Raw genomic sequence first — 12,876 nt, 5'->3', positions numbered from 1 at the left:
TGCCCTCTCCAGGGCGCCGAGCCTTCGTTCTTCACGTTTTTCACAGCAGAAGGAGCAAGGTGAGCACTACGACGCGAACCGACCGGCCCAGTGTGGTCCTGGTCGCGCAGTCCTCTCGCTGGGGCGAGAAGCTGATCCAATTCTGGCTTGGTTTCTGCGCGATCGCCTCGGTCATCATCACGGTCGGCATCGTTCTGGCCCTGTTCTCGCCGCTGCCTGAATTCTTCAGCCGGGTCGATTTCCGGGAGTTCTTCTCCACCGACACCTGGGCGCCGGCGCTGGCCACCCCCAGCTTCGGTGTCTGGAACATCGTCGTCGGCACCCTGAACGTCACCATGTACGCGCTCATCGTCGCGCTCCCGGCAGGGCTGGGCGCCGCGATCTACCTCAGCGAGTTCGCCGGTCGGCGTGCCCGGAAGGTATTGAAGCCGATCCTCGAGGTGCTCGAAGGCGTCCCCACCGTCGCCTACGGCATCTTCGCCTTCACCTTCGTCACGCCGCTGCTGCGTGACAACTGGCCCACCTGGCTGCCCGGCGATCTCGGAGATCCCCCAGGGATCTTCTCGGCCGGCGCCGCAGGCATCGTGCTGGGCATCATGATCATCCCGACCGTCGCTTCCATTGCAGAAGATTCAATGTCTGCAGTGCCGCGCTCGCTGCGCGAAGGCGCCTATGGACTTGGCAGTACACGCATGCAGGTCGCGACCAAGGTCGTCGTCCCGGCAGCCCTCTCCGGCATCGTCGCCGGGTTCGTCCTCGGTGTGTCTCGCGCCATCGGCGAGACGATGGTCGTGCTCCTGGCCGCAGGTGCCAGCCCCAACATGACTCTGATGCCCAACGAATCGGTCCTGCCGATGACAGCGTTCATCGGACGCACCGCCACGGGCGACATCTCCGCCGGCACCGATGTCTACTTCACGATCTTCGCAGTGGGTGCCCTGCTGTTCACCATGACCTTCGTGATGAACATGATCTCCATCGCCCTCGTCCGCCGATTCCGGGAGAAGTACGAATGATGAGCACGCGCGCCGAGAAGGCGTCAACTGCCGCCCGCGACACCACCCGCCGCATCGCGATGGGCAAGCGCAGTGGCATCTGGAAGGAAGAGCTGTTCAAGTACGTCCTGATCCTGTGCATCGTGATCGCCTTCGTCACTCTGCTGGCGCTCATCATCCATTCGGCATGGCTGGGTCGTTCACGTCTGGACCTCAACCTCATCACGCAGATGCCCTCCACTCTGGATCCAGAGACCTCCGGAATGCAGTCTGCGATCTGGGGCACCGTGATCCTCATGGTCGGTGTGCTGGTGACGGTGGTCCCGTTGGGCATCTCCGCAGCGGTCTACCTGGAGGAGTACGCGGACACCGAACGCTGGTGGAATCGGTTCATCGAGCTGAACATCCAGAACCTCGCTGCGGTCCCGTCCATCGTCTTCGGCATCCTGGGGCTGGCCTACGTGGTCCGTGAGGGCTTCGCCTTCGGGCCGGTGGCCTACGCCGGCTCACTCACTCTGGCGATGCTGGTCCTGCCCACGGTGATCCTCGCATCCCGCGAAGCGCTCAAGGCCGTGCCGGACTCGATCCGACAGGCGTCATACGGCATGGGCGCCACCAGATGGCAGACGGTCTGGCACCAGGTGCTGCCCGTCGCCGTCCCCGGCATGATCACCGGCACGATCCTTGCCATGTCTCGGGCCATCGGTGAGACGGCTCCGCTGCTGCTCGTCGGTGCCACGACCTTCGTGACCTTCAACCCAGACAGCGCCTTCAGCGGCGCGTACACCGCGATCCCGGTGCAGATCTTCCAGTGGGCCTCACGTCCGCAGCCGGAGTTCCGCGAACTCGCGGCCGCTGGTGTGATCCTGCTGATAGCCGTGCTGCTGATCATGAACTCCGCGGCGATCTGGCTGCGCAACCGCTACTCTCGCTACGACCTGTGAGTCACGCGCGCTCCTCCATCTTCACGACTTGCTCTGCACCACTGATCGACAAGGACCCATGACTATGACTTCACAGACCAGCACAGATGCTTTCAACGACACCCGCGGTCACGTTCCTCCGGTGATGGCGACCAGGGGGCTCAATGTCTACTACGGGGATTTCCACGCCGTGGACGACGTGAACCTCGACTTCAACCGCCGTGAGGTCACCGCGCTCATCGGTCCCTCGGGCTGCGGCAAGTCAACGGTGCTGCGCAGCCTGAACCGGATGAACGACCTGATTCCCTCGGCGCGGATCGAGGGTGAGGTCACCTATCACGGCCAGAACATCTACCAGCCGAAGATCGACCCGATCGAAGTGCGGCGCCGCATCGGCATGGTCTTCCAGAAGCCCAACCCCTTCCCGAAGTCCATCTTCGACAACGTCGCATACGGACCGCGGGTGACCAAGATGAAGGTCGATTCGATGAGTGACCTGGTGGAGCAGTCGCTTCGCCGCGCGGCTCTCTGGGATGAGGTCAAGGACAACCTGAAGGGCTCGGCATTCGGGCTCTCCGGCGGCCAGCAGCAGCGACTGTGCATCGCTCGTGCGATCGCCACGTCTCCCGACGTGATCCTGCTCGACGAGCCGTGCTCCGCACTCGATCCGATCGCCACCGCCGCGATCGAGGATCTGATGACAGACCTCAAACAGGAGTACACCCAGATCATCGTCACGCACAACATGCAACAGGCCGCCCGGATCTCTGACACGACCGCGTTCTTCACCGCTGGCCTCGATCAGGACAACGGAAAGCGTATCGGGCGCCTGGTGGAGTACAACGACACCTCCACCATCTTCAACAACCCGGCCGAGAAGTCCACCGAGGACTACGTCTCCGGACGCTTCGGCTGACCATTCTGCTGCTGGCTGGGCGCGTCCGATCAGGACGCGTCTAACCGAGCAGCAGACTCATCACCGTGGTGAGCAGCGCCGTCACTGTGGCGGCGACCAGTGGGGTCAGTACCCAGTAGAGGCAGATCCGGCGGAACTGACGCCAATGGACTGTGGCGAAGCGCTGATTCGATCCAGCCCCGATCACCGATGAAGCCGCGGTCAGTGACGTGGACAGCGGCAGCGCGAACCCCAGTGAACCGACGAAGAGCAGTCCCGAAGTGGTGGTTGTGGCCACCATGCCGCGCAGCGGGTCGATGTCCACCAGACGATGGCCCAGCGTGTGAGCGATTCGCCACCCTCCGGTCAGGCAGCCAGCACCGATCAGCAGCGCGAACGCGACATACGCGTAGGGCAACCAGGCCTCAGCCGCTTCGATCTGCGCTGCCGTTGAGGCGGTGATCAGCACGAAGGAGAACCGTTGACCCTGCTGCAGCCCGGTGCCCAGGGATGTGACGCCGACGCTCACCGACTGCGCCATGCGGGAGGTGGAGTTGACGGCGTCGGGATCACCACCGCGAGCGAAGCGCACAGCCGCGAAGACCAGCAGGTAGGCCAGCCCGAACGCGACCAGCGGAGACAGCAGGAGCGTGAGCACGACCCCGACCCACGGCATGGCAAGAACTTCCGCGAAGTCGAGATCCGCGACGACCGCGGCAGCCAGGGTGCCCCCGAGGAATGCCGCCAGCAGAGCATGGGTGATTGATGTCGGCATTCCCCTGAGGTAGGTGAAGATATTCCACCCAAGCAGGGTCGACGCCGCGCAGAGCGTCACCGTCAGCAGCAGTACTGGATCCATCTCCGGGAATTCGAACCAGGTGAAGAGGTAGATCCCCAGCGGGAGAGTGAGCAGAACCCCCAGGGCGTTGAAACCCGCCGCCACACGTGTCGCCACCCGAGGTGTGAGCGCCCTGGTGCGCACCGGAATGGCGATGGCATTGGGAACATCATGGAGCCCGGCCACGTAGGCGTTGGGAACCAGCACCAGACAGATGAGTCCGAGCAGGATCATCTCCACGCGGGCGCCTCAGGACTCGCGCACGATGATGGAACCGGCAGTGACCGCCACCATCCGCTGGTCGTCTATCGCGGCCAGCAGCGCATCTGCGATCTGCGCCTGCTGCAGCGCGATGTTCGGTTGGAAGGCATTGTCGGTGCTGGTCATCCACACCCGGTGGGTCCGGTTTGCCTGCTTGGTCAGGCGCTGCATCTGAATCCAGTACTCCTCCAGCAGATCGAAGTCCTCCAACCGGGACATCGCGGCCACCGTGAGGTCCAGCTGGCGGCTCAGCGTCTCCAGCTGGTCGGCGCTCTGGCTGGGCAGGCTCAGATGTGGGCGGGCGAGGATCAGGTCACCTGCCGCGACCACGTGCTCCATGGTGCGGTTGAGCTGCTGGGAGAGGGCATAGATGTCATGACGCGGCAGAGGGGTCAGGAAGACGCTGCGGATATGAGTCATCAGATTGAAGTGCAGGTCCACCGCCCGACCCTCCAGGCCGAGCAGCTGGTCCCGCAGTGCGGCCCGGTCCTCGTTCGGACTGCCGAGCAGCTGCGAGATCAGCTGCACACCGGAGCGCACTTCCCGGGCGATGCTGGCCAGCAGGTCGGTGGCCTCAGGCTTTCGCTGGCCTCTGCGTACGATCATGCGGTGTGTTTCCCCAGGTGAACGAGTGTCGACGTGTCGGCCACGAGTGTATAGCCCGAACATGAACTCGGCCGTGATGGCCTGGGAGGAGCGCCGGATGAGGGCACGTGCAGAGGAGCTGGCCGAATCGGCGTGGAAGATTAAGGTGTGCCGGGCTGGGAACGCCTCACGGCGCGGGGCCGCTCGAAGCGGCTCAATAATGGAGCCCGGGGGTTACCGCAGCCCGGCACACCTCAAGTGTGCTCCTTGTTCGGGCACTCGGTCAACTACGCGTCGGGGCAGGTTCGAAATCCACCCCCCGATGAGGTATGCCCAGGCCTACGCTGAGCGCTGACCTGGGCATACCTGTCTCCAGTGGAGGGCTATGGTGGGCCCTGCGGGACTCGAACCCGCGACCAGCGGATTAAAAGTCCGATGCTCTACCAACTGAGCTAAAGGCCCCTGTGAAGCCTCTGAAGACGTGCCCTATGGTATCGCCGCCGGGGCCTGCGGCATAATGACGGACACTATGCAGGTCGGCAGTTGAGCGGCCCGCAGACCGAAGCGAATCTCTTCAAGGAGGACGCGATGACCAGCAAGCCCCGCCACCGTCGGCCGAGCTACACCGAGCCGGCAGCCTTTGATCAGCGAGAGGGCGGCGCGGATCCTGCCATCATTTCCCAGGCCGCCCACGACACCGCGCACGCGCTGGTCTTCCACGGTCGCGACTCCGATGATCCCGAGGTGACGGAGCGGTTCATACGGCTGGCCGAGACCGAAGGCATCGAGGCCATTGCCGAGCTCTGGGCCGACTCTCCGGCACACTCGCTGGCCGGCGGTCTCTGGAGGATCTACGCGATCCGAGCCGCTGTGAACAAAGATCCACAACGGATGAGTGAGTACTACCAGCTGGGCAAGACCGACTCGGCGCCCCACGCGATCGCGGGCGTCGCCGAGCCGCCCACCGCCCAGGAGATGGACCGACTGGCAGATCTGGTGCTCGCGGGGATGTACCGCGGAGACATCGATTCGGCCTTCGACCGGGCGGGGGCATTCTGTCGGGTCATAGCCCGCGGACAGGCGCTGTGGGCGGGAGGCTCCGAAGAGCACAGCCCGGAATCGGCCCGCCGGCTCACCGAGCGTGCCGACCAGCTGCTGCGCACCGCGGAGGAGCTTGAGAGCGCCGCACGGGGCTGCCGGGCCGGAACCCTCGACTGAGCAGCCGCTACGCGCTGTACTTCGGGGATGCGGGCACCCACGGAACTCCTCTGGTCGACATGACTGCCGATGAGCTGGAGGTCATCTGGGAGTAGGGTCCCCTTCCGCGGGCTTACACTCTCCTCGTGCACCAGAACACTGCGAATCTCCCCACGGCGCTGCCCACCGGTGAATCCGTCCTGCAGGGCCTGCCCTGGCGGTGGAACACCCAGGGCCGGATCTTCCTCATCGGTGGACTCGGCTTCATGTTCGACGCCTGGGACGTCTCGCTCAACGGCATCCTGATCCCGCTTCTGTCCGAGGAGTGGAACCTGACACCCTCGGACGCCGCCTGGATCGGCACGGCGAACCTGATCGGCATGGCCGTGGGTGCGGTCATGTGGGGCACGATCGCCGACCGGATCGGGCGCAAGAAGGCCTTCGCCTGGACGCTGCTGATCTTCTCGCTGTTCACCGTGGCCGGTGCCATGACCGGAAGCCTGGAATGGTTCGTGCTCTTCCGCTTCCTCGCCGGCGTCGGCCTCGGCGGCTGCATCCCGGTGGACTACGCCCTGGTGGGCGAATTCACCCCGGCCAAGCAGCGCGGACGGGTGCTCACCGCCATGGACGGCTGGTGGCCCATCGGAGCGGCGCTCGCCGGCTTCGTCTCGGCCTGGCTGGTCGGGACATGGGGCGACTGGAGGCTGCCGCTGCTGGCCATGATCCTGCCCGCGCTGCTGGTCTTCGCGGTGCGGCTCTACGTGCCTGAGTCTCCGATGTATCTGATGCGCCAGGGGCAGATGGAGGAGGCGCGCAAGGTCATCGACTCGATGGTGACCCGCACCGGGGCGCCGGTCCAGGAGTACACGATGGAGACCACCCAGGCTCCCGCGAAGCTCAGCTTCCGTGCGGTCGGAGAGCAGCTGAAGCTCGTCTGGGCGCACGGCTGGCGGGTCACCACCGTCTCCTGGGTGCTCTTCCTCGCGATCATGACCGTCTACTACATCGCGATTCAATGGATGCCCACCCTTCTGATCGACGCCGGGTACGAACAAGATCAAGCGTTCATCCGCACCGCGGGAATGGCCGCCGTCGGACTCGTCGGGGTGGTGATCTCCACGGTGCTCGTGGAGATCACCGGACGCCGGGTGCTGTTGGCGATCTCCGCTCCGGTGGCCACCGCGATGCTGGTGGTGCTCGGGCTGACCATGCACCTGCCCACCGCCGTGCTGATCCTGCTGCTGGGCTTCGGCATGGTGATCCAGATCGCGATCCCGGTGCTCTACACCTACGTCTCTGAGCTCTACCCCACGGAACTGCGCGGATCGGGCTTCGGCTGGGCATCGACCATCTCGCGGATCGGCGCCGGGCTGGGCCCGCTGCTCTTCATCGCCTGGATGGAGCCGACCTTCGGCCTGGCCGGAGCCTTCGGGATCTGCCTGATCGGGGTGGTTCTGGCGGTGCTGCTGATGCTCAAGCTTGCTCCGGACACCACGGCCAAAGAGCTTGCCTGAGCCGAGTTCTGCTGCATCAGGCCGGTGAACATCACCGAAACATCCGAGCAATGTTTGAGCGGGAAATGTGCCGTACTATTGCCTGCATCACTCGTTTCTCGGCACCCGTATGGGTGCCGTTCTTGCACCATGAGGAGAACCCCATGAAGAGGTCCTTCAAGACCAGCGGTGCCATCGCCGCGACGGCCGCCGCAGCACTGATCCTGTCCTCCTGTGGAGAGGCCCCTGAGGAGGAGGGCGACGGCGCCGCCTCCGAAGAGGTCGACTACAAGGCGTGCCTGGTCTCCGATGAGGGTGGCTGGGATGACCGCTCCTTCAACCAGTCTGCGTTCGAGGGCCTGGAGATGGCGATCGACGAGCTCGGCGTCGACTCCGCCGATGCGCAGTCCACCGCCGAGTCCGAGTACGGCCCCAACGTCGACACGATGGTCCAGCAGAACTGCGACGTCGTCTTCGGCGTCGGCTTCCTGCTTGAAGAGGGCCTGCGTGAAGCCGCCGAGGCCAACCCCGAGACCGACTTCGCGCTGATCGACTCCTACTTCAACTTCGAAGAGGGTGAAGAGCCGGAGAACGCGAAGCCGCTGGTGTTCAACACCGGTGAAGCCGCCTACCTGGCCGGCTACGTCGCCGCCGCGATGTCTGAGACCGGAGTGGTCGGCACCTGGGGCGGCATCCAGATCCCCTCGGTGACCGTCTTCATGGACGGCTACGCCGACGGCGTGGAGCGTTACAACGAGGACAACGACGACGACGTCGAGGTGGTCGGCTGGGACAAGGACGGCCAGAACGGCAGCTTCTCCGGCGACTTCAGCGACCAGACCCAGGGCCGTGAGGTCACCGAGCAGCTGCTGAGCCAGGACGCCGACGTCATCATGCCCGTGGCCGGCAACGCCGGCGTCGGTGCAGGTCCCGCCCTGGAGGCAGCCGAGGCCAAGATGATCTGGGTCGACTCCGACGGCTACGAGTCCACCGACTACGGAGACATCGTGCTGACCTCGGTGATGAAGGAGATCGGTGCCGCCGTCTACGCCACCATCGATGAAGGTGTCCAGGACGGCTTCACCAACGAGTCCTACGTGGGCACCCTTGAGAACGAGGGTGTCGGACTCGCACCGTTCCACGACTTCGAGGACGAGGTGCCCTCCGAGGTGGCAGAGGCCATCGAGCAGCTGCGCCAGGAGATCATCGATGGCGAGACCGTCGTCGAGTCCGAGAACGCCCCGTCCTGACCCGCGAATAACTGATTGGCGACACCGCAGCGATGAAGCTTGAGCTCAGAGGAGTCACGAAGCGGTTCGGCTCCTTCACCGCCAATGACCGGATCTCCCTCACCGTGGAGCCGGGCGAGATCCACGCCCTGCTCGGGGAGAACGGAGCTGGCAAGTCCACTCTGATGAACACCATCTACGGGCTCTACAGCCCCGACGAGGGTGAGATTCTGCTGGATGACCAGGTGGTCAGCTTCAACGGGCCCGGTGACGCCGTGGATGCCGGGATCGGCATGGTGCACCAGCACTTCATGCTGATCCCGGTGTTCACCGTGACCGAGTCGGTCGCGCTGGGCTACGAGCCCACCCGCGCCGCCGGCATCATGGACATGACTCAGGCCCGCGCGAAGGTCCTGGAGATCTCTGCGCGCTTCGGCTTCGACGTGGACCCCGATGCGCGCATCGAGGACCTCCCGGTCGGGGCTCAGCAGCGCGTGGAGATCATCAAGGCGCTGTCCCGCGACGCGAAGGTGCTCATCCTCGACGAGCCCACCGCGGTGCTGACCCCGCAGGAGACCGACGAGCTGATCACCATCATGGGACAGCTGCGCGACTCGGGCACCTCCATCGTCTTCATCACCCACAAGCTGCGTGAAGTCCGCGCCGTGGCCGATCGCATCACCGTGATTCGGCGCGGCGCCGTGGTGGGGGAGACCTCCCCGCAGTCCACCGAGACCGAGCTCGCCGGGCTGATGGTCGGCCGCGAGGTCAACCTGACCACCGCCAAGGAACCGGCGGATCCCGGTGAGGTCTGCTTCGAGGTGCGCGGACTGACCGTGCTCAACAGCGCGGACAAGGTGGTCGTCGACCACGTCGACTTCCAGATGCGCCGGGGCGAGATCCTGGTCATCGCCGGGGTCGACGGCAACGGGCAGAGCGAGCTCGCCCAGACCGTCTTGGGGCTCCGGACCCCGGTGGCGGGCAGCATCCTGCTCGATGACAAGGATCTGGCTCCGCTCAGCGTCAAGCAGCGCCTGGCGGCCGGACTGGGCTTCGTCCCGGAGGACCGCAGCACCGACGGCGTCATCGGCGCCTTCACCATCACCGAGAACTATGTGCTGGACATGTATGACCGGCCCCCCTACGCCGGGGGCCCCGGAAACGTCGCGCTGCGTCTGCCGGTGATGCGCGAGGCCGCGCAGACCCAGGCGGAGCGCTTCGATGTGCGCATGGGCGGCGTGGATGACCCGATCTCTACGCTCTCTGGGGGCAATCAGCAGAAGGTCGTGCTGGCCCGTGAGATGAGCCGAGACCTGCGGCTGTTCGTGGCCAGCCAGCCCACCCGCGGCCTCGATGTCGGCTCCATCGAGTTCGTGCACCGCACGATCATCGAGGAGCGCGACAAGGGCACGCCTTGCCTGATCGTCTCCACAGAGCTTGACGAGGCGCTGAACCTTGCCGATCGGATCGCGGTCATGTACCGCGGCAGGATCGTAGGGATCGTGCCGGCCAGCACCAGCCGCGATGTGCTCGGACTGATGATGGCCGGGGTGCCCGCCGATGAGGCGCAGGCCCAGGCAGCCACCCACCACACCGTGCTGGCCGAGGCCGACGAGCAGGCCGAAGCAGAGGAGAACAAGTGAGCGCATCAGGGTCGCAGCAGGGAATGACCCCTGCCCCGAAGCCCGAGCAGCAGAGCCCTTGGGCCGAGGCCGAGGGCCGGCTCTCGCGTGTGCTGCGCGAGCTGGGCCAGACCTCCTGGCTGGTGACCGTGCTGGCAGTCGTCGTCGCCCTCGTGGTCGGCGCGGTGCTGATCCTCGCCGCCAACCGCGACGTCCAGGCCAGCCTGAGCTATTTCTTCGCCCAGCCCACCGGCTTCCTGGAGACCTCCTTCCAGGTGCTGCGGGAGGCCTATTCATCGCTGTTCCGCGGGGCGGTCTTCGACTGGCAGGCGCCCTCGGCGGCGCGTTCGATCCGACCGCTGACCGAGACGATGGTCTACTCGGTGCCGCTGATCCTGGCCGGGCTCGGCATCGCCATCGGCTTCCGCTCCGGGATGCTGAACATCGGCGGCCAGGGACAGATCATCCTGGGCGCCACCTCCGCCGGGTTCCTCGGCTATGCGCTCTCGATGCCGGTGGGACTGCACGCGCTGCTCGCGCTCGCCGGAGGCATCCTCGGCGGCGCCATCTGGGGTGGGATCGCCGGAGTGCTCAAGGCGCGCACCGGGGCCAACGAGGTGATCGTGACGATCATGCTCAACAACATCGCCATCTATCTGCTCGCCTGGTTGCTGCAGCAGCAGTGGTACAAGCAGACCGGCTCCAACCAGCCGCTCTCGAGCTCGGTCGATGAATCCGCGCAGCTCTTCTCGCTGCTCGGATCCGGGTTCCGACTCCACGCCGGGTTCCTCATCGCCATCCTGGCCACCCTCGGTGTGTGGTGGCTGCTGGAGCGCTCCACGCTCGGCTTCGAGTTCCGCGCCATCGGGGAGAACCCGGAGGCAGCGCGGACTGCCGGGATCAACGTGCCCAAGGCCACCGCGCTGGTGCTCGTGATCGCCGGTGGTCTCGCCGGCCTCGGCGGCGCCGCCCACGTGCTGGGCACCGAGTATCGACTCGCCGGCGGTGTGGCCGGCACCTTGGGCTTCGACGCCATCACAGTGGCGCTGCTCGGACGCTCCAAGCCCCTGGGCACCTTCCTGGCGGGGCTGCTGCTGGGCGGGCTGCGCGCCGGCGGCGTGCTGATGCAGGCTCAGACCGGCACCCCGATCGACATCGTGCTGGTCCTGCAGGCCGTGATCGTGCTGATGATCGCGGCCCCGCCGCTGGTGCGCGCGATCTTCTTCCTGCCCCACGCCGATGGGCGCCCGCGGATCCGCACCCGACGCTCCCGGCGCACGGCGAAGGGTGCGGCCCCCACCGGCTCCACGACGGAGCGGGAGCTGCAGACCTCCGGCGCACCGAGCGCCGGTTCGCGGAGCACCGGACCATCGGGCACCCAGGCGTCGGGCACCGGGCCGAATGACACGCAGCCACCGAGCACCACGACACAGGAGCCTGGCAAGTGAGCGAACAGACCGTGAGCACCGCTGCCGTCCAGGCGGACCCGCTGAAGCGGGCGTCCACCGGGGTTCGTCCGATCTCCTGGAAGTACCCGATCACCTACGCCGTGCTGGCAGCGTTGAGCGTGCTCTTCGCGCTGACCGTTCCGGAGGGCGCGCGGACTCACTTCCGACTCTCCTCGGGCGGGGACTTCTTTCAGATCCCGATCGTGGAGCTGCCCTCGCGCCCAGCAGGTTGGATCTCGGCGGTGGTGCTTGTCGTGCTGGCTTGCTTCGCCTTCTGGCAGGCGTCTCGCCGCGCGCAGGCCCGGCTGTGGCTGCCGCTGCTCTTCGGCGTGCTCTTCGTGTTCGCGTTCCTGGTCTGGGCCGGCGCCGACCGCGGCGCCGTCATCCCGCTGGTCACCATGCTCACCGGAGCGTTGGCACTGTCGGTGCCGCTGATCTTCGGCGCCATGTGCGGACTGGTGGGTGAGCGCTCAGGCGTCATCAACATCGCCATCGAGGCGCAGCTGCTGGCCGGAGCGTTCCTCGCCGCCGTCGCCGCCTCGGTGTTCACCAGCGCCTACATGGGGCTGGTCTTCGCCCCGATCGCCGGTGCGCTGGTCGGTGCGCTGCTGGTGTTCTTCTCGGTGAAGTACCAGGTGAATCAGATCATCGTCGGCGTGGTGCTCAACGTGCTGATCATCGGGCTGACCGGATTCCTCTTCTCCACGGCGCTGACCCAGAACCCAGAGCTGTGGAACGCCCGCCAGCAGCTGCCGCGACTGCCGATCCCGGGACTCTCGCAGATCCCGATCATCGGCCCGGTGCTGTTCAACCAGACCATCCTGGTCTACCTGATGTACCTGATCGTGGGGCTCCTGAACATCTTCCTCTTCCGGTCCCGCTGGGGCCTGCGCACCCGCGCGGTGGGGGAGCACCCCAAGGCCGCAGACACCGTGGGCATCAAGGTCAACCGGATGCGGGTCTACAACGTGATCCTGGCCGGGGCGATCGCCGGACTCGGCGGTGCCTTCTTCACCATCGGACAGGGGCTCGCCTTCGGCAAGGAGATGTCGGCAGGCGCCGGCTTCATCGCGCTGGCTGCGATGATCCTCGGTCGCTGGCACCCCATCGGGGCGCTGCTGGCAGCCCTGTTGTTCGGGTTCTCCACCTCACTGGGCAACGTGCTGGCCACCATCGGCACTCCGGTGCCCTCCGAGGCGCTGCTGATGCTGCCCTATGTGATCACCATCTTCGCGGTGGCAGGCTTCGTGGGCAGGGTCCGGCCTCCTGCGGCCAACGGCACCCCATACGTGAAGTAGGCAAGGCGCCGATAGGGCGTCTTTACCGCAGACGACCTTCCCTATAGGCTCTTACCAGCTCAAGCAGCGGGCTCTCGGTTCACTACTTGAGG

11 protein-coding genes and 1 tRNA gene are annotated in these 12,876 nt (G+C 65.9%); 9 read left to right on the top strand and 3 right to left on the bottom strand.

Annotated features, from left to right (window positions below; all coding sequences use genetic code 11):
• Positions 1 to 59: 59 nt before the first annotated feature.
• From pstC to pstB, 3 genes are all read left to right on the top strand, one after another.
• Positions 60 to 1,016 carry a phosphate ABC transporter permease subunit PstC gene (gene pstC, locus LTI14_RS09010; RefSeq protein WP_241466330.1) on the top strand — a complete coding sequence of 319 codons (957 nt, stop codon included), beginning with the start codon at positions 60 to 62 and terminating at the stop codon, positions 1,014 to 1,016.
• Positions 1,013 to 1,939, top strand: coding sequence for a phosphate ABC transporter permease PstA (gene pstA / locus LTI14_RS09005; RefSeq protein WP_241466329.1), 927 nt, complete (start codon positions 1,013 to 1,015; stop codon positions 1,937 to 1,939). The genes pstC and pstA overlap by 4 nt, the downstream gene beginning before the upstream one ends.
• Positions 1,940 to 2,063: 124 nt before the next feature.
• Positions 2,064 to 2,834, top strand: coding sequence for a phosphate ABC transporter ATP-binding protein PstB (gene pstB, locus LTI14_RS09000; RefSeq protein WP_241466363.1), 771 nt, complete (start codon positions 2,064 to 2,066; stop codon positions 2,832 to 2,834).
• Between the two features lie 40 nt (positions 2,835 to 2,874).
• Here the strand turns inward: pstB and LTI14_RS08995 are convergent, their stop codons facing one another.
• From LTI14_RS08995 to LTI14_RS08985, 3 genes are all read right to left on the bottom strand, one after another.
• Complete coding sequence (locus LTI14_RS08995; RefSeq protein ID WP_241476464.1) at positions 2,875 to 3,885, bottom strand: inorganic phosphate transporter; 1,011 nt, start codon at positions 3,883 to 3,885, stop codon at positions 2,875 to 2,877.
• 15 nt (positions 3,886 to 3,900) lie between these two features.
• Complete coding sequence (locus tag LTI14_RS08990; RefSeq protein ID WP_241466328.1) at positions 3,901 to 4,518, bottom strand: DUF47 domain-containing protein; 618 nt, start codon at positions 4,516 to 4,518, stop codon at positions 3,901 to 3,903.
• A 365-nt stretch (positions 4,519 to 4,883) separates the two neighbouring features.
• A tRNA-Lys gene (locus LTI14_RS08985) sits at positions 4,884 to 4,959 on the bottom strand.
• 126 nt (positions 4,960 to 5,085) lie between these two features.
• Between LTI14_RS08985 and LTI14_RS08980 the strand changes: the two genes are divergently transcribed.
• The 6 genes from LTI14_RS08980 to LTI14_RS08955 all read left to right on the top strand — a co-directional run bounded on the left by LTI14_RS08980 (position 5,086) and on the right by LTI14_RS08955 (position 12,784).
• A complete protein-coding gene (locus LTI14_RS08980; protein WP_241476313.1) occupies positions 5,086 to 5,715 on the top strand; it encodes a hypothetical protein in 630 nt (209 codons plus the stop codon).
• Between the two features lie 125 nt (positions 5,716 to 5,840).
• Positions 5,841 to 7,208 carry an MFS transporter gene (locus LTI14_RS08975; protein ID WP_241466326.1) on the top strand — a complete coding sequence of 456 codons (1,368 nt, stop codon included), beginning with the start codon at positions 5,841 to 5,843 and terminating at the stop codon, positions 7,206 to 7,208.
• A gap of 143 nt (positions 7,209 to 7,351) precedes the next feature.
• Positions 7,352 to 8,437, top strand: coding sequence for a BMP family lipoprotein (locus tag LTI14_RS08970; protein WP_241476312.1), 1,086 nt, complete (start codon positions 7,352 to 7,354; stop codon positions 8,435 to 8,437).
• 32 nt (positions 8,438 to 8,469) lie between these two features.
• The gene (locus tag LTI14_RS08965) at positions 8,470 to 10,059 is read left to right on the top strand and encodes an ABC transporter ATP-binding protein (protein WP_241476311.1); all 1,590 of its coding nucleotides are present in this window, start codon (positions 8,470 to 8,472) and stop codon (positions 10,057 to 10,059) included.
• 23 nt (positions 10,060 to 10,082) lie between these two features.
• Positions 10,083 to 11,486 (top strand): ABC transporter permease, encoded by a 1,404-nt coding sequence (locus LTI14_RS08960; RefSeq protein WP_274616116.1) that lies wholly within the window; start codon positions 10,083 to 10,085, stop codon positions 11,484 to 11,486.
• Positions 11,483 to 12,784, top strand: a complete 1,302-nt coding sequence (locus LTI14_RS08955; RefSeq protein WP_446740385.1) for an ABC transporter permease — start codon at positions 11,483 to 11,485, stop codon at positions 12,782 to 12,784. Before LTI14_RS08960 ends, LTI14_RS08955 begins: the two co-directional genes overlap by 4 nt.
• Positions 12,785 to 12,876: the final 92 nt, after the last annotated feature.

The sequence above is a fragment of the Nesterenkonia sp. YGD6 genome (genome assembly GCF_022565895.1).
Taxonomy (GTDB): Bacteria; Actinomycetota; Actinomycetes; order Actinomycetales; family Micrococcaceae; genus Nesterenkonia.
Note: the sequence above shows the minus strand (reverse complement) of the source record. Positions and strands in the feature narration are given on the sequence as shown.

Coding starts and splice junctions, on each gene's coding strand:
- pstA (WP_241466329.1), top strand. CDS start 1,013: ATGATGAGCACGCGCGCCGAGAAGGCGTCAACTGCCGCCCGCGACACC.
- LTI14_RS08990 (WP_241466328.1), bottom strand. CDS start 4,518: ATGATCGTACGCAGAGGCCAGCGAAAGCCTGAGGCCACCGACCTGCTG.
- LTI14_RS08960 (WP_274616116.1), top strand. CDS start 10,083: ATGACCCCTGCCCCGAAGCCCGAGCAGCAGAGCCCTTGGGCCGAGGCC.
- LTI14_RS08965 (WP_241476311.1), top strand. CDS start 8,470: ATGAAGCTTGAGCTCAGAGGAGTCACGAAGCGGTTCGGCTCCTTCACC.
- LTI14_RS08970 (WP_241476312.1), top strand. CDS start 7,352: ATGAAGAGGTCCTTCAAGACCAGCGGTGCCATCGCCGCGACGGCCGCC.
- pstB (WP_241466363.1), top strand. CDS start 2,064: ATGGCGACCAGGGGGCTCAATGTCTACTACGGGGATTTCCACGCCGTG.
- LTI14_RS08995 (WP_241476464.1), bottom strand. CDS start 3,885: ATGATCCTGCTCGGACTCATCTGTCTGGTGCTGGTTCCCAACGCCTAC.
- LTI14_RS08980 (WP_241476313.1), top strand. CDS start 5,086: ATGACCAGCAAGCCCCGCCACCGTCGGCCGAGCTACACCGAGCCGGCA.